Here is a 22,433-nt window from a genome sequence, read left to right as displayed (position 1 = left end):
CTTACTGACAGTAATTTCTGTAAAAACAGAAATAATCAATTCAAAAAAAAACGGGCATTGCTGCCCGCTGCTGCTGCTTCACTACTTGCCGCGGATGGCCCGGCTGATCTTGGCGCTCACGCCCAAGGTCTTCATCAGCGTTTCCGGCTTGTAGCGCAGCAGTTCATCCGACAGCGTTGCCATCACCTCGATGAACTTCAGCGTTTCCTCGATCCGTTCGCGCGTGCCTTGGTCCTCGTCGGCCATTGCTGGATTGGCGAGGCATTCGGTCAGCGCGGCGGCAGTCGGGTCAATCTCGCGCTGGCGGCGGCCGGCTACGATCAGCTTGAACAGCTCCCACACGTCCGTCGAAGTTTCGAAATGGTCGCGGCGGTCGCCTTTCAGGTGCACCACTTTCACCAGGCTCCAGGATTGCAGCTCTTTCAGACTGTTGCTGACATTGGAGCGCGCCACCCCCAGCGTTTGCTGGATTTCCTCAGCGTCCATTGGCCGCGCGGCCAGGTACAACAGCGCGTGGATTTGCGCCACGGTGCGGTTGACACCCCAGCGCGAACCCATCTCGCCCCAGTGCAGTACAAAACGTTCGGCTATCGGTTTCAGTTCCATGCCAGCCATTCTATGCTTACACAAATTTCTGTCAAGACAGAAATTAAATATTTGCCTGGATGGCAATTCACGCCCACAATGCATAGCAAATAAATAATGGGGACGAGCATGCAGACTACGAAGCGGCTCGCCAGCATCGACATGCTGCGCGGCCTGGTAATTGTGTTGATGGCGTTGGACCATACCCGCGATTTCTTCGGCGCCGCGCTGTTCGATCCGGAAGACCTGGCGCAGACCACGCCGTTGTGGTTTGCCACGCGCTGGATCACGCATCTGTGCGCGTCCACCTTCGTGCTGCTGGCCGGCACTTCGGCCTTCCTGCGCGGCACCCGGTGCGGCACCCCATCCTTGTCGCGCTACCTCCTCACGCGCGGCCTGCTGCTGCTGGTGCTTGAAGCAACGTGGATCAGTTTCAGCTGGCAGTTCGGATATAACGTCACCATCCTGCAGGTACTGTGGGCGCTGGGCATGGGGATGATTTTCCTGGCCGGGCTGGCATGGCTGCCCATGCCAGCCGTAGCGGCCATTGCGGCGCTGCTGATCCTGCCGCACAACCTGCTCGACACGATCCAGTCCAGCCATCCCCTGTGGCTGGCGTGGCACCAGCGCGGCTTCTGGCCGGTGGCCGGGAATTACGGCGTGTATCTCGCGTATCCGTTGATGCCATGGCTTGGACTGATCGCGGCCGGCTACGCGCTGGGGCCCGTGTTCCAGTGGCAGGCGGCACGCCGGCAGCGTTTCCTGGTGATCGCCGGCTGCGTCTTGCTGTTGCTCTTCGTCGCCCTGCGCAGCGGGAATTTCTACGGCGATCCCGATCCCTGGGCGCCGCAAGGACGCGGCCTGGTGTGGGATTTCCTTTCCTTCATCCGCGTGCACAAATACCCGCCCTCGCTGCTCTACTTGTGCGTGACGATCGGCATTGCGCTGCCTGTGCTGGCGTGGTTCGAACGCTTGCGTCCCGTGCCGCTGCTGATGCTGTTCGGCGGCACGCCGATGTTCTTCTACGTGATCCACATTGCCATGATCCACTTCCTTTCGGGGCCGTATTTCATGCTGCGCTACGGCGCGATACCGCAAGGCGGGCCCGGAGGTCTTACCCTGCCAAACGGTTACCAGCCGTCGCTGGGCGTGGTCTATGCCGCGTGGATGATGGTGATCGCGATCATGTACGGCCTGACCAGGCTTTGGCTGCGCCGCAAGACGCTGCGCCCTATGCCGGCAGCAGCCGGCCGCTGAGGCGTTTGTAGACGTCGCGCGCGCGTTGTTCGAGGGAAGGGTCGAAGCCGGCCTGGGCCAGCAGTGTCAGGCCGTTGGTTTCGGCCAGCACACCGGGCGTCAGCACCAGGCGGTCGGCGCGCTTTTGCACCAGCAACGGCAGGCAGCATGTCTCCAGCAACTGCGCCAGCACCACATTGTGCGAGGACACCAGCACAGTACCGCGGCCGGCGAGTTGTTCCAGCACCGCGGCGGAGGCTGACACCGACTCCAGGTGGTTCGTGCCGCGGAAGATCTCGTCGATGATGAAGACCGCGCGCTGCGGCTCTTTTGCCAGCGCCAGCAATTCGTGCGCGCGGCGCAGCTCCGATTGATAGAGGCTTTCGCCGCCATCCAGCGCGTCCTCGTTGTGCATACTGGCATACACCGGCAGGTTCGGCACCCGCGCCGCCTCCGCGTAGCAGAAGCCGAAAGCGCGTGCCGCCAGCAGGTTCAGGCCGACCGTACGCAGCAAGGTGCTTTTGCCGATGCCATTCTGGCCGCTGATGAAGGCACTCTTCCCTTCCAGCGACAGCTCCAGCGGCTGCGCATCGGGCAGCAACGGGTGGCGTACCGCTCGCAGGTGAATCTCCTGCTCCCAGCCCTCCTCCGCCCAGCACCAATGCGCTTGCGCGGACAGGTGGCGCGCCAATGCAAGGTCGGCATCCAGGCCGGCCGCCAGCTCATAGCTCTCGCGCAGGAAAGGCGCATGGTCCCGCACCAGGCGGCGCGTAGCGAAATAGTGCTTCAGGTTCGCCAACATGACCCAGTCCGCATATTCTGCGACGCCAGGCGCGGTGGAGAACGCATTGCGTGCCAGCCCGGCGCGCAATTGGGCGGCATGTGCGGCGCCGGGCGCATCCGCTTGCCGGCTGTGCGCATAGAGCTGCAATTGCAGCGCTTCGGCGATGGCGGCCCATTGCTGGATGCGCGCATGAAACGCGATCTGGATCGCCATCAAGACCAGCGACAGCAGGACCGCCGGCACCAGGGCGCTCAGCCAGAAGACGCTGGCAACGGCGCTGGCGAGGAAAGCCAACGGCACCAGCCAGAGCCAGGCCGACCAGCGTGGCACGGCCGGCAGTGGCGACTGTTCCACGGGCGCAGTGGTGGCTGCGGCGTCAGCGACGGCGACGAACAGCGACCCGGTGACTTCCGCGCTGGCCTTGCGCAAGGGCGCGAGCTGCAAGGCCAGCCGTTCCCGCGCGCCGCTGTCCGCGAGCAAAGCGCGGACAGGCCCGGACGATGCAAGTGCCGCGCCGCGCCGCAAGCGCCGATACAGCACTTGGCGACCGAAGATGCTGGCGCCGGCGCCGACTTCAGCGAGATAGGGCGACAGCAGCAAATCCTGCCAGCTCTGATCATCCACCGCGCCGTTGCCACTGCTGGCCGCCAGCTCGTCGTAGCGCGCCACTGCGCTGTCCGGGAACGGATACTCCACAGAACCACTCCTTGCCATAAAGTTAAGCCAACAAGTATATCCGCTTACTAAAAAATCAAGTAGCCCGCTTCGCGGCGACGGACAGGCGGACGCGGTGGACGCTCGCGGACAGCCGGGCCGTGGTCACGGACCTCATAAAAATCAACAACTTAGATCCTGGCACGCTTCATGCATTAACTACCTTGACCAAATCACCATCACCAGGAACAAGAACATGATTCGCGACACCTCACACCAGGACCAAGTGATCGCAGCGCCCGCCAGCCGCTTCCCGCGCCGCACAGTGCTGCTGCTGCTGGCCGGCGTGGCGCTGGCCGCGACCGGCTTCAGCCTGCTGAAAAACTGGAGCGGTAGCGAGCAGTCGATCAGCGCCGCGCGCCTGCGCATCGGCGAAGTCACGCGCGGCACGCTGATCCGCGACGCCGCCGTCAACGGCCGCATCGTGGCCGCCGTCAGCCCAACCCTGTATTCGACTTCCACTTCCACGGTCGAACTGAAGGTGCACGCCGGCGACACGGTCAAGAAAGGCCAGGTGCTGGCCGTGCTGGAATCGCCCGACCTGACGGACGAACTGAAAAAAGAGCAGACCCTGTTCGGCGAACTGCAAGCGGAAGTCGCGCGCCAGCAGATCCTGGCCCGCAAGCAGAAGCTGGCCGCGCAGCGCGAAGCCGACACCGCCGAAATCGAGCGCATCTCCGCCATGCGCACCCTGCAGCGCTACGAAAGCGTGTCGACCGAAGGCATCATCGCCAAGATTGATATGCAGAAGGCCAAGGACGCGGTGGCAGCTGCCGACATCCGCGCCAGGCACACCAAGCAGGCCGCCGAACTGGAAAGCGACAACGTGTCGCTGGAACTGAAAACCAAAACCGCGCAGATGGAGCGCCAGAAGCTGTCGCTGGCCAACGCCCAGCGCCGCGTCGACGAACTGACCGTGCGCGCGCCGGTGGACGGCTTCATCGGCACCCTGTCGGTCGCCAACCGCAGCGTGGTGCAGGCCAACTCCCCGCTCATGACGCTGGTCGACCTGTCGCAGCTCGAAGTGGAACTGGAAGTGCCCGAGTCCTACGTCAACGACCTCGGCCTTGGCATGACCGCCGAAATCGAAGTGGCCGGCGTGAAAACCAAGGGCAAGCTGTCGGCCCTGTCGCCGGAGGTGGTGAAGAACCAGGTGCTGGCGCGCGTGCGCTTCGACCAGCAGCCGGAAGGCCTGCGCCAGAGCCAGCGCGTATCGGCGCGCCTGCTGATCGACGAGAAGCAAAACGTGCTGATGGTGCAGCGCGGCCCGTTCGTCGAATCGGAAGGCGGCCGCTATGTCTACCTGCTGCAGGACGGCATTGCCGTGCGCACTCCGGTGCAGCTGGGCGCCACCAGCGTGGCAGCCGTGGAAATCGTCAATGGATTGAAACAAGGCGACAGGATCGTGATCGCCGGTAGCGAAAACTTTGAGAACGCCAAACGCGTCTCGATCAATAAATAACCCCCTACGGAGATTAAGCATGCTGCGCATGAATAACCTGAGCAAAGTGTATCGCACCCACATGATCGAAACCCACGCGCTGCGCGGCTTCGAGATCGAAGTCAAACAGGGCGAATTCGTCACCGTCACCGGCCCTTCCGGCTCCGGCAAGACCAGCTTCCTGAACATCGCCGGCCTGCTGGAAGACTTCACCAGCGGCGACTACGTGCTGGACGGCATCAACGTCAAAGGCATGGACGACAATGCGCGCTCCCGCCTGCGCAATGAAAAACTGGGCTTCATCTTCCAGGGCTTCAACCTGATCCCCGACCTGAGCCTGTTCGACAACGTCGACGTGCCGCTGCGCTACCGCGGCTTCAACACGGCCGAACGCAAGGAGCGCATCGAAGACGCGCTGGCCAAGGTCGGCCTGGCCTCGCGCATGCGCCACTACCCGGCCGAACTGTCGGGCGGCCAGCAGCAGCGCGTGGCCATCGCGCGCGCCCTGGCCGGCTCGCCCAAGCTGCTGCTGGCCGACGAACCGACCGGCAACCTGGATACCCAGATGGCGCGCGGCGTGATGGAGCTGCTGGAAGAGATCAACGCCGAGGGCACCACCATCCTGATGGTGACCCACGATCCGGAACTGGCCCAGCGCACCCAGCGCAACGTCCACATCATCGACGGCCAGGTGTCCGACCTGGTGCGCAAATCGCCATCGCTGGTAGTGGCCAAGGAGGCCTGAGATGTTCCATTACTACTTCCTGCTGGGCGTGCGCAGCCTGCGCCGCAACCCGGTGCTGACCGCGCTGATGGTGCTGATCCTGGCGGTCGGCGTGGCAGCCAGCGTGTCGACCCTGACCATCCTGCACGTGATGTCGGGCGACCCGATCCCGCACAAGAGCGAGCGCCTGCTGGTGCCGCGCATCGACAACGGCCCGCTCAAAGGCTACACGCCGGGCGAACGCGAAGGCGATGAAATGTCCTACCGCGACGCCGTCAACCTGCTCGCCTCCGGCCAGGGCGACCGCCGCACCGCCATACGCGGCGTGGACGGCACCATCGAACCGGCACGCAAGGACCTGCCGGTGTTTTCCGCCGAAGGGCTGACGCCGACGCGCGACTTCTTCGCCATGTTCGAAGTGCCCTTCGTGCACGGCGGCCCATGGAGCGAGGCCGAGGACAAGGCCGGCGCCGACGTGGTGGTCCTGAGCAGCAAACTGGCCGAGCGCCTGTTCGGCAGCGCCAACCCGGTCGGCCAGCGCGTGCGCATGCTCGGCTTCGACTACGCCGTAGTCGGGGTGTACGGCAACTGGAAGCCGGTGCCGCGTTATCACCGCATCGTCGGCGGTCCCGGCGCCTTTGGCAGTGAGGACGATTTCTACATCCCCTTCCACAACGCGATCCGCCACGAGTTCGGGCAGAGCGGCAATATGAGCTGCAGCGCCGAGCGCGCGCCGGGCTACCAGGCCCTGCTCGACTCGGAATGCATCTGGATCCAGTTCTGGTTCGAACTGCACTCGGCGGCCGAGCGCCCGCAACTGCAAGCCTGGCTCGACGCCTACGCCGCCGAGCAGCGCAAGCTGGGCCGCCTGCAGCGCTCCGCGCCGAATGAGCTGTTCAACGTGATGGAATGGCTGGAAGACCAGAAAGTGGTGGGCAAGGACAGCCGCCTGTCGGCCATGCTGGCCTTCGGTTTCCTGCTGCTTTGCCTGGTCAATACGGTCGGCCTGCTGCTGGCGAAATTCTCGGTACGGGCGCCGGAAGTGGGCGTGCGCCGCGCCCTTGGCGCCTCGCGCAAGGAAATCTTCTGCCAGTTCATGATCGAGAGCGCCGTGGTCGGCCTGGCCGGCGGCGTCCTCGGCCTGCTGCTGGCACTGGGCGCGCTGGCCCTGATCGGCAGCATCTCGGAACAGATTGCCGTCACCACCAGAATGGACTGGATGATGCTGCTGGCGACCTTTGTCATGTCGGTCAGTGCCGCCGTGCTGGCCGGCCTGCTGCCGACCTGGCGCGCCTGCCAGGTCACCCCGGCCCTGCAACTGAAATCGCAGTGAGGTAATTATCATGGAAATCAAACCAATCTTTTCCGCGCTGATGCGCTCCAAAACCGGCCCGATCCTGGTCGCCGTGCAAGTGGCGCTCAGCCTTGCCATCCTGGCCAACGCGCTGCACATCGTCAGTGTGCGCCAGGCCGTCGCCGCGCGCCCGACCGGCATCGCCAACGAAGAGCAAGTGTTCAACATCAGCGTCAAGCCGCTGCGTCCCGGCGGCCATGAAGAGCAGCTGGCGGCGCAGCAGGCGCAGGCTGCCGCACTGCGCGCCATCCCGGGCGTGGTCTCGGTGGCCGACACCAACCAGATCGCCCTGTCCAATTCAGGCAACTACAACAGCGTCGCCGCCAGCCGCGACCAGTTGCGCACCAGCGCCAGCCCGACCCTGTACCTCACGCCCGATTCGCTGGTCAAGACCTGGGGCCTGAAACTGGTGGACGGGCGCGACTTCAACGCGCAGGACGTGGTGGAAGTCGACCGCAATACCAGCAAGGCCTTCGCCAGCGTGGCCCTGGTCAGCAAGGCGCTGGGGCAGAAAGTGTGGCCCGACGCCGCCAGCTATGTCGGCAAGAAGATGTTCTACGGCACCGGTCCGGAGGCGCGCGAAGTGACCGTGGTAGGCGTGGTGGAAACGCTGCAGACTCCCGGCGCCGCCATGGGCGCGGAAGGCGAGTGGTCGACCATGGTGGCGATGCGCCTGACCGGCACGTGGCGCAACCTGTACACGGTGCGCGCCGAAGCCGGCCAGCGCGACCGCGCCATCAAGGATGCCGAGCAAGCGCTGCGCAAGCTGCATCGCGGCCAGGTGGTGCTGCACACCACCACCCAGTCCGAGGAGCGCGCCAAACGCTACAAGGCCGACAACGCGCTGTGCTGGATGCTGATCACCGTCAGCGTGCTGCTGATGGTGGTGACGGCCAGCGGCATCGTCGGCATGGCCAGCCTGTGGGTCACGCAGCGCCGCAAGCAGATCGGCATTCGCCGTGCGCTGGGGGCGCGCAAGATCGACATCCTGCGCTACTTCGTGACTGAAAACCTGATGATCACCACCACCGGGATTGCCGGCGGCCTGCTGGGGGCGCTGGCCCTGAACCAGCTGCTGGTGTCGAAACTGGAACTGGCGCGCCTGCCGGCCGAGTACATGGTCGTGGGTGCCCTCGCTTCCTGGGCGCTCGGCATCGCCGCCGTATATGGCCCCGCGTGGCGCGCCGCCTCCATCTCGCCGGCGATGGCAACCCGCTCCGCCTGATGTTCCCTTATGGCCTGGCCATTTGGCCGGGCCATGTTATTCTCCTGACATGCCAACCGTACTGATCATCGACGACAACACCGCGGTCGCGGTCGCCCTCGAAGTCCTGTTCTCGCTGCACGATATCGAATCGCTGCACGCCGCCTCGCCCGCAGAAGGCCTTGCCCTGCTCGGCCAGCGCAGCGCCAGCATCGACCTGGTGGTGCAGGACATGAACTTCAGCGCCGACACCACCTCCGGTGCCGAAGGCGTGGAACTGTTCCGCGCCATCCGCAAGCACCACCCCGACCTGCCCGTCATCCTGCTGACTGCCTGGACCCACCTTGACGCCGCAGTCGACCTGATCAAGGCTGGCGCCGCCGACTACCTGTCCAAGCCGTGGGACGACAAGCGCCTGATCGCCACCGTGCGCAACCTCCTGGAACTGGGCCAGGCCAACCGCGCCCTGAACCAGCACCGCAGCGACGAACTGCGCCAGCGGCGCGAACTGGAGCGCTACAACCTGCGCCATATGGTGTGGAACGATCCCGCCACCGAACGCGTGATCGCGCTCGCCTGCCAGGTCGCCCGCGCCGACGTGCCGGTGCTGATCACCGGTCCCAACGGCACCGGCAAGGAACGCATCGCCGACATCATCCAGGCCAATTCTTCGGTGCGCGAAGGGCCGTTCGTGGTGCTCAACTGCGGCGCCCTGCCGGCCGAACTGATTGAAGCCGAATTGTTCGGCGCCGACGCCGGCGCCTACACCGGCGCCTCCAAAGCGCGCGAAGGCAAGTTCGAAGCCGCCGACGGCGGCACCCTGTTCCTCGACGAAATCGGCAACCTGCCGCTGGCGGGCCAGATGAAACTCTTGCGCGTGCTGGAAACCGGCCGCTTCGAACGGCTCGGCTCCAATCGCGAACGCCAGGTGCAGGTACGCGTGGTGAGCGCCACCAATGCCGACCTGCCCGCCATGATCCGCGCCGGCACCTTCCGCGAAGACCTGTACTACCGCCTGAACGTGATCGAGCTGCGCCTGCCGCCGCTGGCCGAACGTCCCGGCGACATCCTGCCGCTGGCGCGCCACTTCCTCGGCAAGGAACGCCACTTGCGCGCCGACGCCGAAGCCGCCCTGCTGGCGCACGGCTGGCCCGGCAATGTGCGCGAGCTGAAGAACGTGATGGCACGCGCCAGCCTGCTGGCGCAAGGCGAGACCATCACCGTACCCGACCTCGGCCTGCCCGCCGCCAGCACGATGAACGGCCACGCCACGAGCGCCGCCGGGGCCGAGCAGGAACCCGACCGCGACGCCATCGTCAGCGCCCTGCAGCGCTCCAGCGGCGTCGTGGCCCAAGCCGCAGCCGAGCTCGGCCTCTCCCGCCAAGCCCTCTACCGCCGCATGGAACGCCTCGGCATCGCCCGCCCATGACCCGCCCACCACAACGGCCCAGTCCGTGTCACACCTTGGGGTCACACCCCAAACGTGACACGGACCCAGCAGTCTCACACACGAGGCCGTGTCACACTTGGGGTGTGACCCCATGGTGTGACACGAGCCCAGCGGCATAGCTTGATGCGGCTTTCACTTCTGACACTGTGGTCGGCCCTGGTGGGAACGCTGACGGCGACGGGGATCCTGATTGCGCTGGGGCTGGACCAGCTGCTGCCGAAACATCCGACCATCGTGGTCGGCATTTCGCTGCTGTGCCTGGTTCCACTGGCGGTGATCACCATCCGCGCCCAGCTGCAGCGCCAGCTTTCGCTGTACCGTGCGCTGACCGGCACGGTCACCAGCTACCGCGACGGCGATTTTTCCTTCAGCCTGCATTGGCCGCAGAACGATGAATTGAGCGACCTGGTGGCCGCCCACAACGAGCTGGGCCAGGTACTGCGCGAACAGCGCCTTGGCCTGGTGCAGCGCGAGCTGCTGCTCGACACCATGGTCCAGCATACGCCCGTGGCCATGCTGCTGGTCACGGACAACGACGCCATCGTCTTCGGCAACCTGGCCGCGCGCCAGCTGGTCAACGAGGGCCGCAAGCTGGAGGGCCTGCGCCTGGCTCAATTGCTGGCGCGCGTCCAGCCCGCCTTGCGCGATGCGGTGGGCCGGGGCGGCGATGGCTTGTTCACCATCGGCGATGGCGAGGAGGAGGAAGTCTTCCACCTGGCGCGCCGCAGCTTCAGCCTGAATGGCCGTCCGCACGAACTCCTGTTGCTGCGCCAGATGACGCAAGAATTGCGCCGCCAGGAAGTGCAGACCTGGAAAAAAGTGATCCGCGTGATCAGCCACGAATTGAACAACTCGCTGGCGCCATTGACCTCGCTGGCCCACTCGGGCAGCGAGCTGGTGCGGCGCGGCCAGACCGAGCGCCTGCCGCAGATCCTGGCCACCATCGAGGAGCGCACGCGCCACCTGGAAAGCTTCATCCTCGGCTACGCGCGCTTTGCCAAGCTGCCCTCGCCGCGCCTTGAGCCGCAGAACTGGGGCGCTTTGCTGGCCGCCCTGTCGGACCAGGTGCAGTTCACGCTACACGGCGAAGTGCCGGCCGAGCCGCATGCCTTCGATGCCGCGCAGATGGAGCAGGCCCTGCTCAACCTGCTGAAGAACGCCCATGAGTCCGGTTCGCAGCCGCGGGACGTCGGCCTCGAACTGCGCCGCCAGCAGGGCGTGCTGCGCATCGAAGTGCAGGACCGCGGCCCCGGCATGAGCGAGGCGGTGCTGGCCAACGCCCTGGTGCCGTTCTATTCCACCAAGCGCAGCGGCACCGGCCTCGGCCTGGCCCTGGCGCGCGAAATCGCCGAAGCCCATGGCGGGCGCATCGCATTGGCCAACCGCGAAGGCGGCGGACTTGCGGTGGCAATCATCTTGCCCATTTGATCCAGATCAAACAGCAGCTCAATTGTGCGGCCTACCTTGGAATGTGCAGGCGCTTCGCCTGCGCTTCCAGGAGAACACCATGAAGACAGCCATGGCTTTGCTGCTTGCATTCGCCGCCACGTCGGTGCAGGCGGACAACGTCGTCACCAATGTCAACCTCGGCGGCAGCGCCGCCGAACTTTCCGCCGCTTTCGGCGTGACCCACCTGGAGAAGGGAGCCTTCTCCGATACCTTCAACTTTTCGCCCAGCGCCGGCACCTATTCCGTCGACGCCAGCCTGGTGACGCTGGGCTTCAGCCCGTCAACCGACGTGACTTTCAGCGCAGCCTACATCAATGGCCAGGAGCTGTCCCTGAGCGGCCCCGGCCTGTTCGAATACGGCTTCCTGCTGCCGACGGTGATCACGGGGCCGCTGGCACTGACGGTCTTCGGCTATGTGGATTTTGAAGATACCGGCTTCACGCCCGCCTCGGCCAGCTACTCGGGCACGCTGAACATCAGCGCGGTGCCCGAGCCGGGCGGCTATGCGCTGCTGCTGGCGGGACTGGGGGTGGCCGGTGCGGCGGCCCTCAAGCGCCGCCAGGAGGCGTGAGCGCCGGGCTGGTAAACTGTCGGCCATGACTTCCCGCAGATTTGACCAGCCTGGTTTTCCTCCCGCCACCATCACCGAATTCGAAGGTGTCCGTTCACTGCACCTGGGTACTTCCTGGGTGCAAGGCGCAATGCGCCTGTCCAAGCCCGACATGATCGAGCTTGAATACGTGCGCATGATGATGATATGGACACTGTTCCTGCCTTCGCCCCGTCACATTGTCCAGCTCGGCCTGGGCAGCGCGGCCTTGACCAAGTTCAGCTACCGCCAGTTTCCCAAGGCGCGCGTGACCGCCATCGAACTCAATCCGAACGTGATTGCAATATGCGAAGAGAAGTTCGGCCTGCCGCCGAACGACGAGCGGCTTGCAGTGCGCCAGATGAATGCGCTGGATTTCGTGCTCGACCCGCGCAACCACGGCACGGTGGACGTGCTGCAGGTCGACCTGTACGACGAGGAGGCGCGCGGCCCGGTGCTCGACACGCCGGAGTTCTACCAGGCTTGCTTCGACTGCCTGGGCCCGGACGGCATCATGACCACCAATGTGTTTGGCGATTTCGACAATTACGACAAGAACCTGCAGCACATGGAACTGGTGTTCGATGCCGTGGTGTGGCTGCCCGAAGTCCACGACGCCAACATCGTGGTGATCGCCTTCAAGCGCTCCCCTTCGATTGATTTTTCGGTGCTGTACGAGCGTGCCACCCAGATCAGGAAATCGTTGAATCTGAATGCCAGGCCGTGGGTCGACGGCATGCGCGACTGGATGGCCAGCGCGTAGTATAGCTACATGCGCCGCTTCGTTTTGTTTAAATAGTTGAAGATTATCAACTAGTTACTAAAATTAAGCGGCAGCATGCAACAGTATGTAAAGCGGGATTGCCGGGCTCCTTCCAGTGGTTTATATTGCGGGGCCTGTGGTTTCAGGCAAGAAACAATATTGTCAGAAAGACCAAGAGTTACCGCAATGTCCGAAGCATTCCTAAAACAGCGAGAAGAATTCAGCGAATATTCGATGAGCCGCATCGGCGTATCGCGTGAAATGTTCGATGCGTTCAACCGCATCCTGGCACCGCATGTGGTTGAGGTGCATTTCCGCAAAGGCGACTACCTGCAGCGCTCCGGCGTGCCGGCCAGCGTGGCGTATTGGCTATACCGCGGCGTGGCACGGCGCGGCATGATCACCAGGGACGGCACCGATGTGACGATGGCGTTTTCGTCGGAGGGCGATTCCTGCGGCTCGCACCATGACTTGCTGGCGGCCCAGGACGGCCAGCCGGCGCAGGAATTCATCATTGCGGAAACGCCGGTGACGGCAATCCGCGTGGAGTGGGCCACCATGGCCCGCCTGCGCGAAGAGCATAGCCTGATGCGCGAGTACTACCTGAAGGTGTCGGAGCACTCGATCCGCCGCTATTCGCAAAGCTGCCTGGTGCGCAGCATGACGTCGGCCAACTGCCGGCTGGCCGCCTTCCGCGAGCAGTATCCGGGTCTGGAGCAGCGCATTTCACAGAAATCGCTGGCCTCCTTCCTGGGCATTACGCCGCAATACATGTCGACGCTCCTGCGCCAGGAGCAGGAGCGCCAGGAGCACTGAGCCCTACGCTGCTTCCTGTTCGCGGCGCATGAGCTGCGACAGGTAGGCCGGCGTAATCTGCAGGTAGGACGCCAGCACCTTCTGCGAAATCCGGCGTTCCAGGTTCGGGTACTCCGCCCTGAAATTGGCCAGGCGCTCTTCGGCGCTCGATGCGGTGTGCGTAACGAAGCGGCGCGCCTGGCTGCACACGGCAAATTCCAGCATGCGTGTCATGTAGGCGGTCAGCACCGGGTGCTGGCTGCGTGCCACGCTCATCTGCTCCCAGTCGAAACGGAAGCCCTGCACCGAGGTCTCGGCCACGATGAAGGAGCGCGCCGGCAACTCGCCGCGGAACTCCAGCAAGTCTTCATAGGCGTTCGCGATATGGCTCTCGGTGGCAAAACGCATGGTGACTTCGTTGCCGCCTGCGCTGACATAACCGACGCGGGCCACGCCCCCGGTAAGCCAGAACACCTCGCGCGCGGACTGGCCCACATGTTGCAGCAGCTCGCCACGGCGGGCCGAGAACGGCACCGCCAGCGGCGCGATGCAGCGCCCGGTTTCGTCAAACAGTTGTTCGTCGACGGCATAGCGCGCCATCATGTCGGCTTTGAAATTCTGCCGCAGCTTCAGGAAATGTTGATTCATTGCGCCCCAGTATACGTTTCTTGTTTTTGACTACATCTGGTCAGGCCAGATTTACTTCATTCTAAAAACAAGGGGCGCAGGATTTCGATCAACTATTTGAACTTTCGGTAAAAATTTTCATAGGCCGTTAAATGAATGACACCGGCCAGGCGCTTGACCAGGCCATCCACCTTGCCCGGATCCACCTGGCCATAGCCCAGCGCCAATCCCTGCCAGTTGCACTGGCCGGCGACGGCGTGCACGCTGAGGGCATTGGCGATCATGCCTTCCTGCTCGCGGGCGCGGCGGCTGATCTCCACGTCCGACAGGCGCGGGTCGTCCCAGCGCAGCGCCAGGTGCATGCCGGCCGACGCTCCTTGCACGCTGGCGATATTGCCAAGGTGCTTGTCGAGCGCCTCCACCAGGGCATCACGCCGGTCGCGATAAACGCGGCGCATGCGGCGCAGGTGCAGGGCGAATTGGCCGCTGCGCAGGAATTCGGCCAGCGCAAGCTGGTCGGCGGCGCGGCCGCGCGATGCCGATTGCTGGCGCATGGTGGCCAAGGGCTGCACCAGCCAGGGCGGCACCACCAGGTAGCCGATGCGCAGGCCGGGGAACATGGTCTTGCTGAAGGTGCCGCAGTACAGCACCGGGGCGTCCGGCTGCAGGCCCTGCATCGATGCCAGCGGCGGGCCGTCGTGGCGGAATTCGCTGTCGTAGTCGTCTTCGATAATCAGCGCGCCGCAGGAGCGCGCACCGTCGATCAGGGCCATGCGGCGCGCCAGCGACAGCACCGTGCCGGTCGGGTATTGGTGCGAGGGCGTGGTATAGATCAGGCGCGGCGGACGCTGTTTCCAGTCTTCGGGGCGCGGTGCGATGCCTTCGCCGTCGACGTCGATCGGCTCCAGTTTCAGGCTGGCGGCGCGGAAGGCGGCCATGGCGCCGCCGTAGCCGGGGTTTTCCATCCACAGCGTTTCGCCGGCGTCGGCGCAGGCGCGCCCGCACAGGTCAAGGCTGCTCTGGCTGCCGTCGGTAATGAACACTTGCGCCGCTTCGCAGATCACGCCGCGCGAGGCGCGCAGGTAGTCGGCAATGGCTTCGCGCAGCACCGGTTCGCCGCACGGGTCGCCGTAGTTCAGTTTTTCGGTGGGCAGCGAACGCCAGGCCCGTTCCAGCAGGCGGCGCCACAGGCCGATCGGGAAACTGGGCAGGTCGGGAACACCCGGCACAAAAGGCGTGCCGCTGGCGGCCGATGCGGTGCTGTGGCGCAGGTTCTGCGCGCGTTGCGACAAGCCTTTGTGCGGCACCACCACGCTGGGTTCACGCTGCCGCGCCGGCGCCACGGCGGCCACCATGGTGCCGCTGCGGTCCGTCGTCACATAGCCTTCGCTGGTGAGCTGCTCATACGCATACAGCACGGTGTTGCGCGCCACGCCCAGCTCGGATGCCAGGGCGCGCGTGGCAACTAGGCGCGTGCCCGGCGCCAGCGTGCCATCGCGGATGGCCGCGCGCAGGCATTCATGCAGCAGGCGCTGGCGCGGCCAGCCATGCTCGCCATGGCTGGCGGTGAAGTTCGAAATCAGCAGCGAGTAGTCCAAGCGTGGCTCCATGGTTTTACATACCCCTGGACCTGTTGCAGGGGCCAGCAGGACATTATAGTCCGATGCCATGAATACAACACCTCCCCCAACCGACCGCACCCGCGTGCGACGTGGCGCCGCCAACGCCGCCTATGAACCTGAACTGGTGCGCGCCATCGTCGATGCCGCCTACATCTGCCATATCGCCTTCAGCGACGGGCAAGGTGCGCACTGCATCCCGACCGCCTGCTGGCGCGAAGGCGACCACCTGTACATCCATGGCTCAAACGGCAGCCGCATGCTGAAGCAGCTGATGGCGCAGGACGCCTGCGTCACCATCACCCACCTGGACGGCCTGGTGCTGGCGCGCTCGGCCTTCAACCATACGATGAACTATCGCTCGGTGATGATCTATGGCCGCTTCGAAGCGGTGGGCGAGGCCGAACAACGCCGCACGCTGGACGCCTTCATGGACCACTTGGCGCCGGGCCGCCGCCTGGAAGTCCGCGGCGGCAACGACAAGGAGCATGCAGCCACCACGGTGCTGCGGATCCCGCTGGCCGAGGCAGCGTGCAAGGTGCGCAGCGGCGGGCCGGAAGATGACGAGGAAGACATGGGCATCGCTGCCTGGGTGGGCGAGCTGCCGATGGTGCTGCTCCGCACGGGGCCGGTGGCAGATGCGGCGTGCGCGGTTGCGGCGCCGGCTTACGTGCGCGACTGGGTTAGCGCACCTTGAGCTTCAACAGCCGCTTGTCGGGCGGCGGCCAGTCGAGCCGCATGCCACGCAAGGTTTCCAGCAGCAGGCGGGCGACGACTTCGTTCCGATAGCGTTTTGAATTCGCGGGGACCACATACCACGGCGCATGGCCGGCGTCGGTCTCCGTGATCGCATCTTCATAGGCCTTCTGGTAATTCTTCCAGAGCTCGCGCTGCTTCAGGTCTTCCGGGTCGAACTTCCAGTGCTTGTGCGGGTCGTCGACGCGCGCCTGCAGGCGTTCTTTCTGTTCGTCCTTCGAAATGTGCAGGAACAGCTTGACGATGGTGGTGCCGCTTTCGGCCAGCATGCGTTCGAAGTCGCGAATCTGCGCATAGCGGCGCTTGCATTCCTGCGGCGTGATCATGCCCAGCACGCGGGTGACCAGCACATCCTCGTAGTGGCTGCGGTTGAAGACTGCAATCTCGCCGGCTTTCGGCACTTCGCGGTGAATGCGCCACAGGAAGTCGTGCGCCGCCTCGATCCCGGTCGGCGCCCGGAAACCGACGGCACGCAAGCCCATGGGGTTGATCCTGCTGAACAGGTGGCGCACGGTGCCGTCCTTGCCGGCAGTATCCGTACCCTGCAACACGATCAGCAGCTTGCGTTTGCGCTCAGCGTAGAGCATCTCCTGCAGGTCGGAAATGTCGTCCAGCATTTTGTCCAGCAAGTCCCGATCGGGTTTGCTGTCCGCTTCAGCATCCTTGTCGCGTAGCCGCAGGCCTGGCTTGGCCCGGAATTCGTCGATCGCTTTCATGCAATGACATTAGCACAGCTTGCAGCTCAACGGCGCTCACGCCACCACAGAAGCAACAAGCTGACAGCGAACGCGATCGCCAGCAGCCAGCGCGGCACGGCGCTGGCCCACAGTTGCGCCTCGCCGGCGCCCGGCGCGGCGCGCACGGACGCATCGCCGGCAACGTCGGCGACTGGCTGGGAGCTGCGGCCTGCAAAACGTGCGGTCGCTTCATGGCGCAGCGCCGCCTGCCATCCCGGCCAGTCATGTGGAGCGTAGACATAGACGGCGCTTTCCGCGTCGCCGCTGCGCGCGCGCAGCCAACCGGCGGCGCGTGGCCAGAGCGCAACGCAGGCGGCATCGGCGCGTTCGCTGCGGGCTTGCCACTGCGTTGCGGCCTGCCCCACGGTGACGGCACTGCCTGTTGCCACGCCTTGCGCGCACACCTCGGTGCGCAGGCCTGCCAGCGGCATAGGGTCTGCATCCAGCCAGCGCACTTTCTGTTCGCTGCCCTGCGCCGCCAGGTCGATCACTTGCTGCCACCATGAGGCGAGCGCCGCGGGTTCGCTGATGGCATGGCGGTGCCAGTCGCGCAAGCCCAGCCAAAGGATGCGGCCTTTATGCCAGTCGCGCTGCCACAGCCATGCCTTGCCGTCCCTATCACGAGCGATGGCCTGCCATGGGCCGCCAGCCGTTGGCATTTGCGCGCCCGGCGCGAAAGCCAGGGTGGTGCCAGCGAAAGCCAGGTGGCGTGCATCTTCCTGCTCCGTGGTGGCGGATTGGGACGCCAGCTTTAATCCTAGCTCACGCTGCCACAGCGCGGCGTCGCCTGCATTGCCGCCCAGGACCAGCAGCGGCATGCCCTGCGCGACCTGGGCCAAGGCATTGCGCATGCCGCCGCCCTCGAGCCAGCCTGCATCGGCCACCAGCGCGTTGGGATGCGTCAGCGGCGCACGGGCTTCCTCGCTACGGGTCAGCGCCTTGCCCAGCGTAGTCTGCCAATCGACGACGGCATTGGAGTCCGTCAGCAAGCGGTTCAAGACCCGCGTGTCGAAGGACGGCGAGCTGAAGCGGCCTTGCACTTGCAAGGGTACGGCGTCGAGCACGCGCAGAGGCACCGGGCCTTGGGTGATGGCCTTGCCCGCCTTGTCCAGCAAGCGCGCCTGCAGCACCATTGATTCCGCCATTGGCGGCTGCCACTGGACGGTCAACGCCTGCGATGCGGCAGTAGCGCGCGACTCGGAAAGCACCAGGCCGTTTTCCGCCAGCAGTTGCAGGCGCCAGTCGGTTTGCGGCGCATCGCGCCGCACCGTCAGCGCAAAACTGCGTCCGAGCGGCAGCGAGCGCGGGAAGTCAAGCCACAGCAGGCCGTCCTTCGCAGGCTGCCACTGGATCGGACGCACGGGGATGTCGCGCCATTGCGCCTCATGCAGGCCCTGGCCCCGGACCTCGACGACTGTGCCGCGCGGCGCCGACGGCAATTGCGCCAGCGCTTCGGCAAGTCGCTCACCGGGCATTGCCGGCGATGCGCCGGCGGTCTCCAGGACGATTCGCTGCGCCTCGCCTGCGGGCGCGTTCGGCGCGGCCAGCAGGGTCGCCAACGATGCGCCAGCGGCTATCGCCAGCGCCGCGTCCAGCCAGCGCTTCTTGCGCATGTAAAGCAGAGCGCTTACCGTCCCGGCCAGCACCGCGCCACCGTACAGGAGGTTGATGTCCACGTTCACGGCGCGCCCTTCCCCAGCAAAGCCCGGCCGAATTTCGTCTGCGCTTGCGGCCGTGCCTGCAGCAGCACGGCCGGCTGCCGCACCGTGGCACGCAACCAGGCACGCAGCTGGGCGCGGCAGGGCAGGCATCCGTCGGCCACGTCCTGCACGGCGCCTTGCGCGGACAGGCGTTGTTCTTCATCGCCGATACGCGCCACTGCTTCCCGTGCTGCCTTGCTCCACAGGGCGGGCAACGCGCCATCGCCGCCCAGGGCTTGCACCAGTTCGCGTACGTCTGCCGGTACCAATTCGTTGGCAGCGCCCTGGGCGCGGCGGTAGCTGGAGGCGCCAGCCATCTCGCCGGTCATGCGCTTCTCTTCCTTGATAGCCGGCGGCACGAAGGCCGTGCGATGCAGGTAGACGCGTTCCGCCTGCTGTAATTCCTTGATGGCGCCAAGCGCCTTGTACTCAGGCGGCAAAGCCGGCCTGGGCGCGATGGCGCGAAGCTGCTTTTCAGCGTCCCACATTGCCCGCAAAGCACGGCGCAGCACTTCCTTGGTCGCCGGGTCGAAGATGGTGGCGTTGCCTTCCTGGTCGTGCGCATGGCCGAACTGCGCGGCGATATTGCCGCTGCCAAAGCCGGCTGCGCCTTGGGTGCCGGCCCCACCATGTTCGTCGCCATCGCCGTGCTCCTCCTCGCCGAACAGGGACGATTCCTCGCCCAGGAACTGGCCGTAGCGCAGGCGCAGCTTGGCCTGGTCGCCGGCGATCTTCTCGCTGCGGGCGCGCAGTTCCACTGCAGCGAGGCGCGGAGCATCAGCGACCAGTTGTTCGGTATCGATGATGATCTGGCGCTGGCTGCGCAGGTTCTCCGGTTTCACCATCGATGGCAATGCCGTCGATTCGAGGGCTTCGCCTTGCTGGCCGGGCAGGCGCAGCGTATAGGTAGGCGATTGAGCGATATGCGGCACCGGAGCGTTGTCGCTGGCGCGCACGAAGAAGTACAGTTCGTCGCCGGGTTCCATGCCGAGTTCTTTCAGCATCCACTGTTTGTTCCAGCTGCGCTTGCGCGGGTCGGCTGATGCCGGGAGCGGGCTTTCCTTGTCGGTGAAGCGGATGTTCTCGCCGCTGCCGCGCGCCAGGGTCATATGCAGGGTAGCCCTGGCGACGGCATAGTCGTCGCTGACGCTGATGTTGATCTGCGCGCTTTGGGCATCCGGCTTCAGCACGCTGACCGATTCATTTGGCGCGACGATTGCGACCTGCGGCGCCAGGTCGGGCGTCACGCGGATTGTGTAGCGCTGGCTTGCGTTGAGGCGGCTGCGCCAGAAAATGGCGTCGCTGGCGATCCATTCGGCGCATTTGCCTGCTTCGGCCGGCAGCGATTGGCCGTCGCCAAGTTCGACGATAGCGTCGGCATTGAGCGCACACCAGCGCACTTTGCTGTGCTGGGGAATTTGCAGGTCGCGCGGTGCGCCTTCGCTTGGCTTCACGCCGGTATATGCAGGAGGCGCGGCGTACAGCTTGATACCGGCGGCGCTGATTGCTGCCTGCGCAGTTGGTCCTGCACCGGCGGCTACCGCGTGCCGCGGGCTATAGGCCGCGGCATATGCCCAGGCGCTGGCGGCAGCGGCCAGCGCCAACGCTAGCGGGATCGCGTTGAAACGGGCCTTCCGGCTTGCAATGCTGCGCAGGCGTTCGTCGTTGAGGGCCCGGCCGATGCGCTTGAGCAGGCGGCTGCGCTGCAGGCTGCCGAGCGGGGTTTGCGGGGCCGCGGCCAGCATGGCGCTACTGTCTTCCAGCTCGGGAATTGCATCGTTCAGCCAGGCTGGCAGTTGCTCGTCGATGCGCCTGCGCCACAGCGCGAAGTCGATTGCGGCCCAGAGCATGACGGCGGCGGCCATTGCGAGGGGGACGGTAAGCGTGACTGGAGTGACGGCACCGAAGGCACCAGCAAGTACCGAAGCAGCCAGCGCAGCCGCAGGCAGCAATGGCAGCAGCCAGCTTGCAAAGCGGCGGCGGATCAGGGCTTGCAGCATGCGTTGGCGCACGCTGGCCATGTGGTCAGCGGCGGCGGGCATGGGTAAGGATCCTTTCGAGCGCGAACAATGCCAGCATGGCTAGCGCCAGCCATTCCGGAGAACGGCCCAGCGGCGTTGCCAGCGGCACCTTGCGCCCGGCTGCCAGGGTTTGCGCAGGCATTGGGTAGGGGGCCGGCTGCGCGGTCGCCGCCTGCCAGCGCTCGTAGAGCGCGCGTGCGGCGTCGACGTCCTGCAATGGCCATTGCGGGGCGGTCCAGGTGAGGCCTTGCGCGGATGGCGTCTGTCCAGTAGTGCTGGCGGTACGCCACCAGAGGCGGGCCGTCCAGGCGGCCGGCGGTTCCTTGTCCGTGCGGTCCCAGACGATCAGCTCGGTCGCAGCTGTCGGCGTATCGGAAATCATATAGCGGCTCGCACCGTCGGCAGCGGTGTCGAAGGCAGCGAACAGGGCTTGCCAGTGCGGCAGGCGCTCGGCCGGCGCAGCGACGACGACGTGGCGCTCGCGGGGCGGAGCAGGCGTGCCAGCCGCAACCGGCGGGGCGAGCCGCAGGTCGGCCGCGTGGGCCAGGCGCGGGGGAAGCGCGGGCATGGCGGCACGGGGGGCGAGGATGAGGAAGCGTGCCTCGGGGCGCCATTCGTGCTCGTTGCGGGCCAGCCAATTCCACAGGTCGGCGGGCAGCGGCGCGCGCGCGGCGCCACTCATTGCAGCCGACTGCACCTGCTGCGCAGCCCACGGCGAAGATACAAGCGATGGATCGATAAACACCGTGTCGCCCTTCCACGGCATGGCAAGCACCGCCATCCAGGCGATCAGCACAGCCAGCAACGCCAGCCGCACCAGCAGGAGCGGCACTTCGGTCCAGCGCAGCACCCGTTGCTGCTGCGGCGCAGCGGCGGGCAGGAAGCGGGCAGTGGCCAGCAAGTCGGTGCGCGTGCGCTCGCGCTTGCGCATATGCCACCACAGCGGCAGCAACAGCACCGGCAAGGCAAACCACCATAAAGGCTGCATGCTGGTCATGGCCTGCGCGCCTCCGGAGTCCTCAGCCACGTGCGCAGTACTTCGCCAAGCGGCTGCTCAATCCGCGCTTCGCACAACGGCAGGTCATGCCGGCGGCATGCGGCGCGTACGGCAGAGAAGTGCGATTCGAGCGCCGTGCGGTATCCGTCGCGGCCGGCGCGGGTAAAGCTGTGCAGGCGGATTCCCTGTTCCGGGTCGCGATAGGCATGGCCGGTGGCGAAGCCCGCTTCGACTTCAGCCTCGGTACGCAAGGCCAGCAAGCGCACGTCGTGCCGCATATGGCGCAGGCGAACCAGCGCTTGGCCCAGCGGCGAAGGCCAGTCCAATGCATCCGTTGCGGCAAACACCATGCTTTGCGAGCGTGCGAAATGCAGGCTGGCGCGCAGGGTTTCGGCATCGGGCAGTTCGCCGGATGGCGTGGCGCGCTGCAAGGCCGCCAGAACGCGCTGCAAATGGCGCGGTCCGCGCGAGGCTTGCGTGAATTCGACCTTGCCGTTGGAAACCACCAGCAGGCCGAAGGCATCGCCCTGGCGCTGGGCAATCGCCGCCACGCAAGCCAGCGCCGTGCGCGCATACCAATGCTTGCTCAGTCCATCAACCCGCCGGCTTGGCTCCGCCATCGAAGCGGTAGCGTCCAGCACCAGCCAGGCCGCAACATGGCTGTCGCGCTCCGCCTCGCGCACGTAGTAGCGATCGGCGCGCGCCAGCAGCTTCCAGTCGACGCGCCGCCACTCGTCGCCCGGCGCATAGGCACGGTATTCCGAGAACTCCACACCGGCGCCGCGTTCGCGCCCCGCATGGATGCCATGGCCGAGACCAGCCAGCACGTGGCGGATCACCAGCTCGAGATCGGCGGAATGCGCCAGCAGCGCAGGTGTTTCCAGCATT

20 protein-coding genes are annotated in these 22,433 nt (G+C 65.5%); 11 read left to right on the top strand and 9 right to left on the bottom strand.

Annotated elements, in window-relative coordinates; genetic code table 11:
• Positions 1-81: 81 nt before the first annotated feature.
• Positions 82-606: a GbsR/MarR family transcriptional regulator gene (locus tag ASD07_RS09245; protein ID WP_055928469.1), complete on the bottom strand. Its 525-nt coding sequence runs from the start codon at positions 604-606 to the stop codon at positions 82-84.
• A 108-nt stretch (positions 607-714) separates the two neighbouring features.
• On the opposite strand from ASD07_RS09245, the gene ASD07_RS09240 reads away from it, so the two are divergent.
• Positions 715-1,842 carry a DUF1624 domain-containing protein gene (locus ASD07_RS09240; protein ID WP_055928439.1) on the top strand — a complete coding sequence of 376 codons (1,128 nt, stop codon included), beginning with the start codon at positions 715-717 and terminating at the stop codon, positions 1,840-1,842.
• Here ASD07_RS09240 and ASD07_RS09235 read toward each other — a convergent pair.
• Positions 1,817-3,301, bottom strand: coding sequence for a hypothetical protein (locus ASD07_RS09235; RefSeq protein ID WP_055928436.1), 1,485 nt, complete (start codon positions 3,299-3,301; stop codon positions 1,817-1,819). The two genes, ASD07_RS09240 and ASD07_RS09235, sit on opposite strands and share 26 nt — an antisense overlap.
• A 214-nt stretch (positions 3,302-3,515) precedes the next feature.
• Between ASD07_RS09235 and ASD07_RS09230 the strand changes: the two genes are divergently transcribed.
• The 9 genes from ASD07_RS09230 to ASD07_RS09190 all read left to right on the top strand — a co-directional run bounded on the left by ASD07_RS09230 (position 3,516) and on the right by ASD07_RS09190 (position 13,109).
• On the top strand, positions 3,516-4,781 hold the full coding sequence (locus ASD07_RS09230; protein WP_055928433.1) for an efflux RND transporter periplasmic adaptor subunit: 1,266 nt from the start codon (positions 3,516-3,518) through the stop codon (positions 4,779-4,781).
• 19 nt (positions 4,782-4,800) lie between these two features.
• On the top strand, positions 4,801-5,505 hold the full coding sequence (locus ASD07_RS09225; RefSeq protein ID WP_055928430.1) for an ABC transporter ATP-binding protein: 705 nt from the start codon (positions 4,801-4,803) through the stop codon (positions 5,503-5,505).
• 1 nt (position 5,506) lies between these two features.
• The gene (locus tag ASD07_RS09220; protein ID WP_055928426.1) at positions 5,507-6,817 is read left to right on the top strand and encodes an ABC transporter permease; all 1,311 of its coding nucleotides are present in this window, start codon (positions 5,507-5,509) and stop codon (positions 6,815-6,817) included.
• Between the two features lie 10 nt (positions 6,818-6,827).
• Entirely contained in the window at positions 6,828-8,063 is a 1,236-nt protein-coding gene (locus ASD07_RS09215; protein WP_055928423.1) for an ABC transporter permease, read from the top strand.
• Positions 8,064-8,112: 49 nt separating this feature from the next.
• Positions 8,113-9,471: a sigma-54 dependent transcriptional regulator gene (locus ASD07_RS09210; protein WP_055928420.1), complete on the top strand. Its 1,359-nt coding sequence runs from the start codon at positions 8,113-8,115 to the stop codon at positions 9,469-9,471.
• Between the two features lie 144 nt (positions 9,472-9,615).
• Positions 9,616-10,920 (top strand): PAS domain-containing sensor histidine kinase, encoded by a 1,305-nt coding sequence (locus ASD07_RS09205; RefSeq protein WP_055928417.1) that lies wholly within the window; start codon positions 9,616-9,618, stop codon positions 10,918-10,920.
• Between the two features lie 79 nt (positions 10,921-10,999).
• Complete coding sequence (locus ASD07_RS09200; RefSeq protein ID WP_057246514.1) at positions 11,000-11,512, top strand: FxDxF family PEP-CTERM protein; 513 nt, start codon at positions 11,000-11,002, stop codon at positions 11,510-11,512.
• Between the two features lie 25 nt (positions 11,513-11,537).
• A complete protein-coding gene (locus ASD07_RS09195; RefSeq protein WP_055928413.1) occupies positions 11,538-12,293 on the top strand; it encodes a spermidine synthase in 756 nt (251 codons plus the stop codon).
• A 186-nt stretch (positions 12,294-12,479) separates the two neighbouring features.
• Positions 12,480-13,109, top strand: a complete 630-nt coding sequence (locus tag ASD07_RS09190) for a Crp/Fnr family transcriptional regulator (RefSeq protein ID WP_229207105.1) — start codon at positions 12,480-12,482, stop codon at positions 13,107-13,109.
• A gap of 3 nt (positions 13,110-13,112) precedes the next feature.
• On the opposite strand, the gene ASD07_RS09185 is transcribed toward ASD07_RS09190, so the two are convergent.
• Both ASD07_RS09185 and ASD07_RS09180 read right to left on the bottom strand, forming a co-directional pair.
• The gene (locus ASD07_RS09185; protein WP_082507224.1) at positions 13,113-13,736 is read right to left on the bottom strand and encodes a Crp/Fnr family transcriptional regulator; all 624 of its coding nucleotides are present in this window, start codon (positions 13,734-13,736) and stop codon (positions 13,113-13,115) included.
• Positions 13,737-13,828: 92 nt separating this feature from the next.
• Complete coding sequence (locus ASD07_RS09180; RefSeq protein ID WP_055928410.1) at positions 13,829-15,313, bottom strand: PLP-dependent aminotransferase family protein; 1,485 nt, start codon at positions 15,311-15,313, stop codon at positions 13,829-13,831.
• 70 nt (positions 15,314-15,383) lie between these two features.
• Here ASD07_RS09180 and ASD07_RS09175 point away from each other — a divergent pair, with 70 nt between their 5' ends.
• Positions 15,384-16,031: a pyridoxamine 5'-phosphate oxidase family protein gene (locus tag ASD07_RS09175; RefSeq protein ID WP_055928407.1), complete on the top strand. Its 648-nt coding sequence runs from the start codon at positions 15,384-15,386 to the stop codon at positions 16,029-16,031.
• On the opposite strand, the gene ASD07_RS09170 is transcribed toward ASD07_RS09175, so the two are convergent.
• Genes ASD07_RS09170 through ASD07_RS09150 form a run of 5 tightly spaced genes read right to left on the bottom strand, consistent with a single transcriptional unit; the run spans position 16,018 to position 22,432 of the window.
• Positions 16,018-16,806 (bottom strand): PPK2 family polyphosphate kinase, encoded by a 789-nt coding sequence (locus ASD07_RS09170; protein WP_055928405.1) that lies wholly within the window; start codon positions 16,804-16,806, stop codon positions 16,018-16,020. The genes ASD07_RS09175 and ASD07_RS09170 overlap by 14 nt on opposite strands.
• 26 nt (positions 16,807-16,832) lie before the next feature.
• Entirely contained in the window at positions 16,833-18,503 is a 1,671-nt protein-coding gene (locus tag ASD07_RS09165) for a hypothetical protein (protein ID WP_082507228.1), read from the bottom strand.
• A 2-nt stretch (positions 18,504-18,505) separates the two neighbouring features.
• Positions 18,506-20,569: a DUF4175 domain-containing protein gene (locus ASD07_RS09160; RefSeq protein WP_229207103.1), complete on the bottom strand. Its 2,064-nt coding sequence runs from the start codon at positions 20,567-20,569 to the stop codon at positions 18,506-18,508.
• Positions 20,553-21,545: a BatA domain-containing protein gene (locus ASD07_RS09155; RefSeq protein ID WP_055928402.1), complete on the bottom strand. Its 993-nt coding sequence runs from the start codon at positions 21,543-21,545 to the stop codon at positions 20,553-20,555. The genes ASD07_RS09160 and ASD07_RS09155 overlap by 17 nt, the downstream gene beginning before the upstream one ends.
• Entirely contained in the window at positions 21,542-22,432 is an 891-nt protein-coding gene (locus tag ASD07_RS09150) for a DUF58 domain-containing protein (RefSeq protein WP_055928399.1), read from the bottom strand. The genes ASD07_RS09155 and ASD07_RS09150 overlap by 4 nt, the downstream gene beginning before the upstream one ends.
• Position 22,433 lies beyond the last annotated feature (1 nt).

This window comes from Duganella sp. Root336D2, assembly GCF_001425005.1.
Taxonomy (GTDB): Bacteria; Pseudomonadota; Gammaproteobacteria; order Burkholderiales; family Burkholderiaceae_D; genus Rugamonas.
This window is presented reverse-complemented; position numbering and strand designations above follow the sequence as displayed.

Coding starts and splice junctions, on each gene's coding strand:
- ASD07_RS09200 (WP_057246514.1), top strand. CDS start 11,000: ATGAAGACAGCCATGGCTTTGCTGCTTGCATTCGCCGCCACGTCGGTG.
- ASD07_RS09220 (WP_055928426.1), top strand. CDS start 5,507: ATGTTCCATTACTACTTCCTGCTGGGCGTGCGCAGCCTGCGCCGCAAC.
- ASD07_RS09190 (WP_229207105.1), top strand. CDS start 12,480: ATGTCCGAAGCATTCCTAAAACAGCGAGAAGAATTCAGCGAATATTCG.
- ASD07_RS09170 (WP_055928405.1), bottom strand. CDS start 16,806: ATGAAAGCGATCGACGAATTCCGGGCCAAGCCAGGCCTGCGGCTACGC.
- ASD07_RS09210 (WP_055928420.1), top strand. CDS start 8,113: ATGCCAACCGTACTGATCATCGACGACAACACCGCGGTCGCGGTCGCC.
- ASD07_RS09155 (WP_055928402.1), bottom strand. CDS start 21,545: ATGACCAGCATGCAGCCTTTATGGTGGTTTGCCTTGCCGGTGCTGTTG.
- ASD07_RS09160 (WP_229207103.1), bottom strand. CDS start 20,569: ATGCCCGCCGCCGCTGACCACATGGCCAGCGTGCGCCAACGCATGCTG.
- ASD07_RS09215 (WP_055928423.1), top strand. CDS start 6,828: ATGGAAATCAAACCAATCTTTTCCGCGCTGATGCGCTCCAAAACCGGC.
- ASD07_RS09225 (WP_055928430.1), top strand. CDS start 4,801: ATGCTGCGCATGAATAACCTGAGCAAAGTGTATCGCACCCACATGATC.
- ASD07_RS09245 (WP_055928469.1), bottom strand. CDS start 606: ATGGAACTGAAACCGATAGCCGAACGTTTTGTACTGCACTGGGGCGAG.
- ASD07_RS09205 (WP_055928417.1), top strand. CDS start 9,616: ATGCGGCTTTCACTTCTGACACTGTGGTCGGCCCTGGTGGGAACGCTG.
- ASD07_RS09230 (WP_055928433.1), top strand. CDS start 3,516: ATGATTCGCGACACCTCACACCAGGACCAAGTGATCGCAGCGCCCGCC.
- ASD07_RS09150 (WP_055928399.1), bottom strand. CDS start 22,432: ATGCTGGAAACACCTGCGCTGCTGGCGCATTCCGCCGATCTCGAGCTG.
- ASD07_RS09195 (WP_055928413.1), top strand. CDS start 11,538: ATGACTTCCCGCAGATTTGACCAGCCTGGTTTTCCTCCCGCCACCATC.
- ASD07_RS09185 (WP_082507224.1), bottom strand. CDS start 13,736: ATGAATCAACATTTCCTGAAGCTGCGGCAGAATTTCAAAGCCGACATG.
- ASD07_RS09240 (WP_055928439.1), top strand. CDS start 715: ATGCAGACTACGAAGCGGCTCGCCAGCATCGACATGCTGCGCGGCCTG.
- ASD07_RS09175 (WP_055928407.1), top strand. CDS start 15,384: ATGAATACAACACCTCCCCCAACCGACCGCACCCGCGTGCGACGTGGC.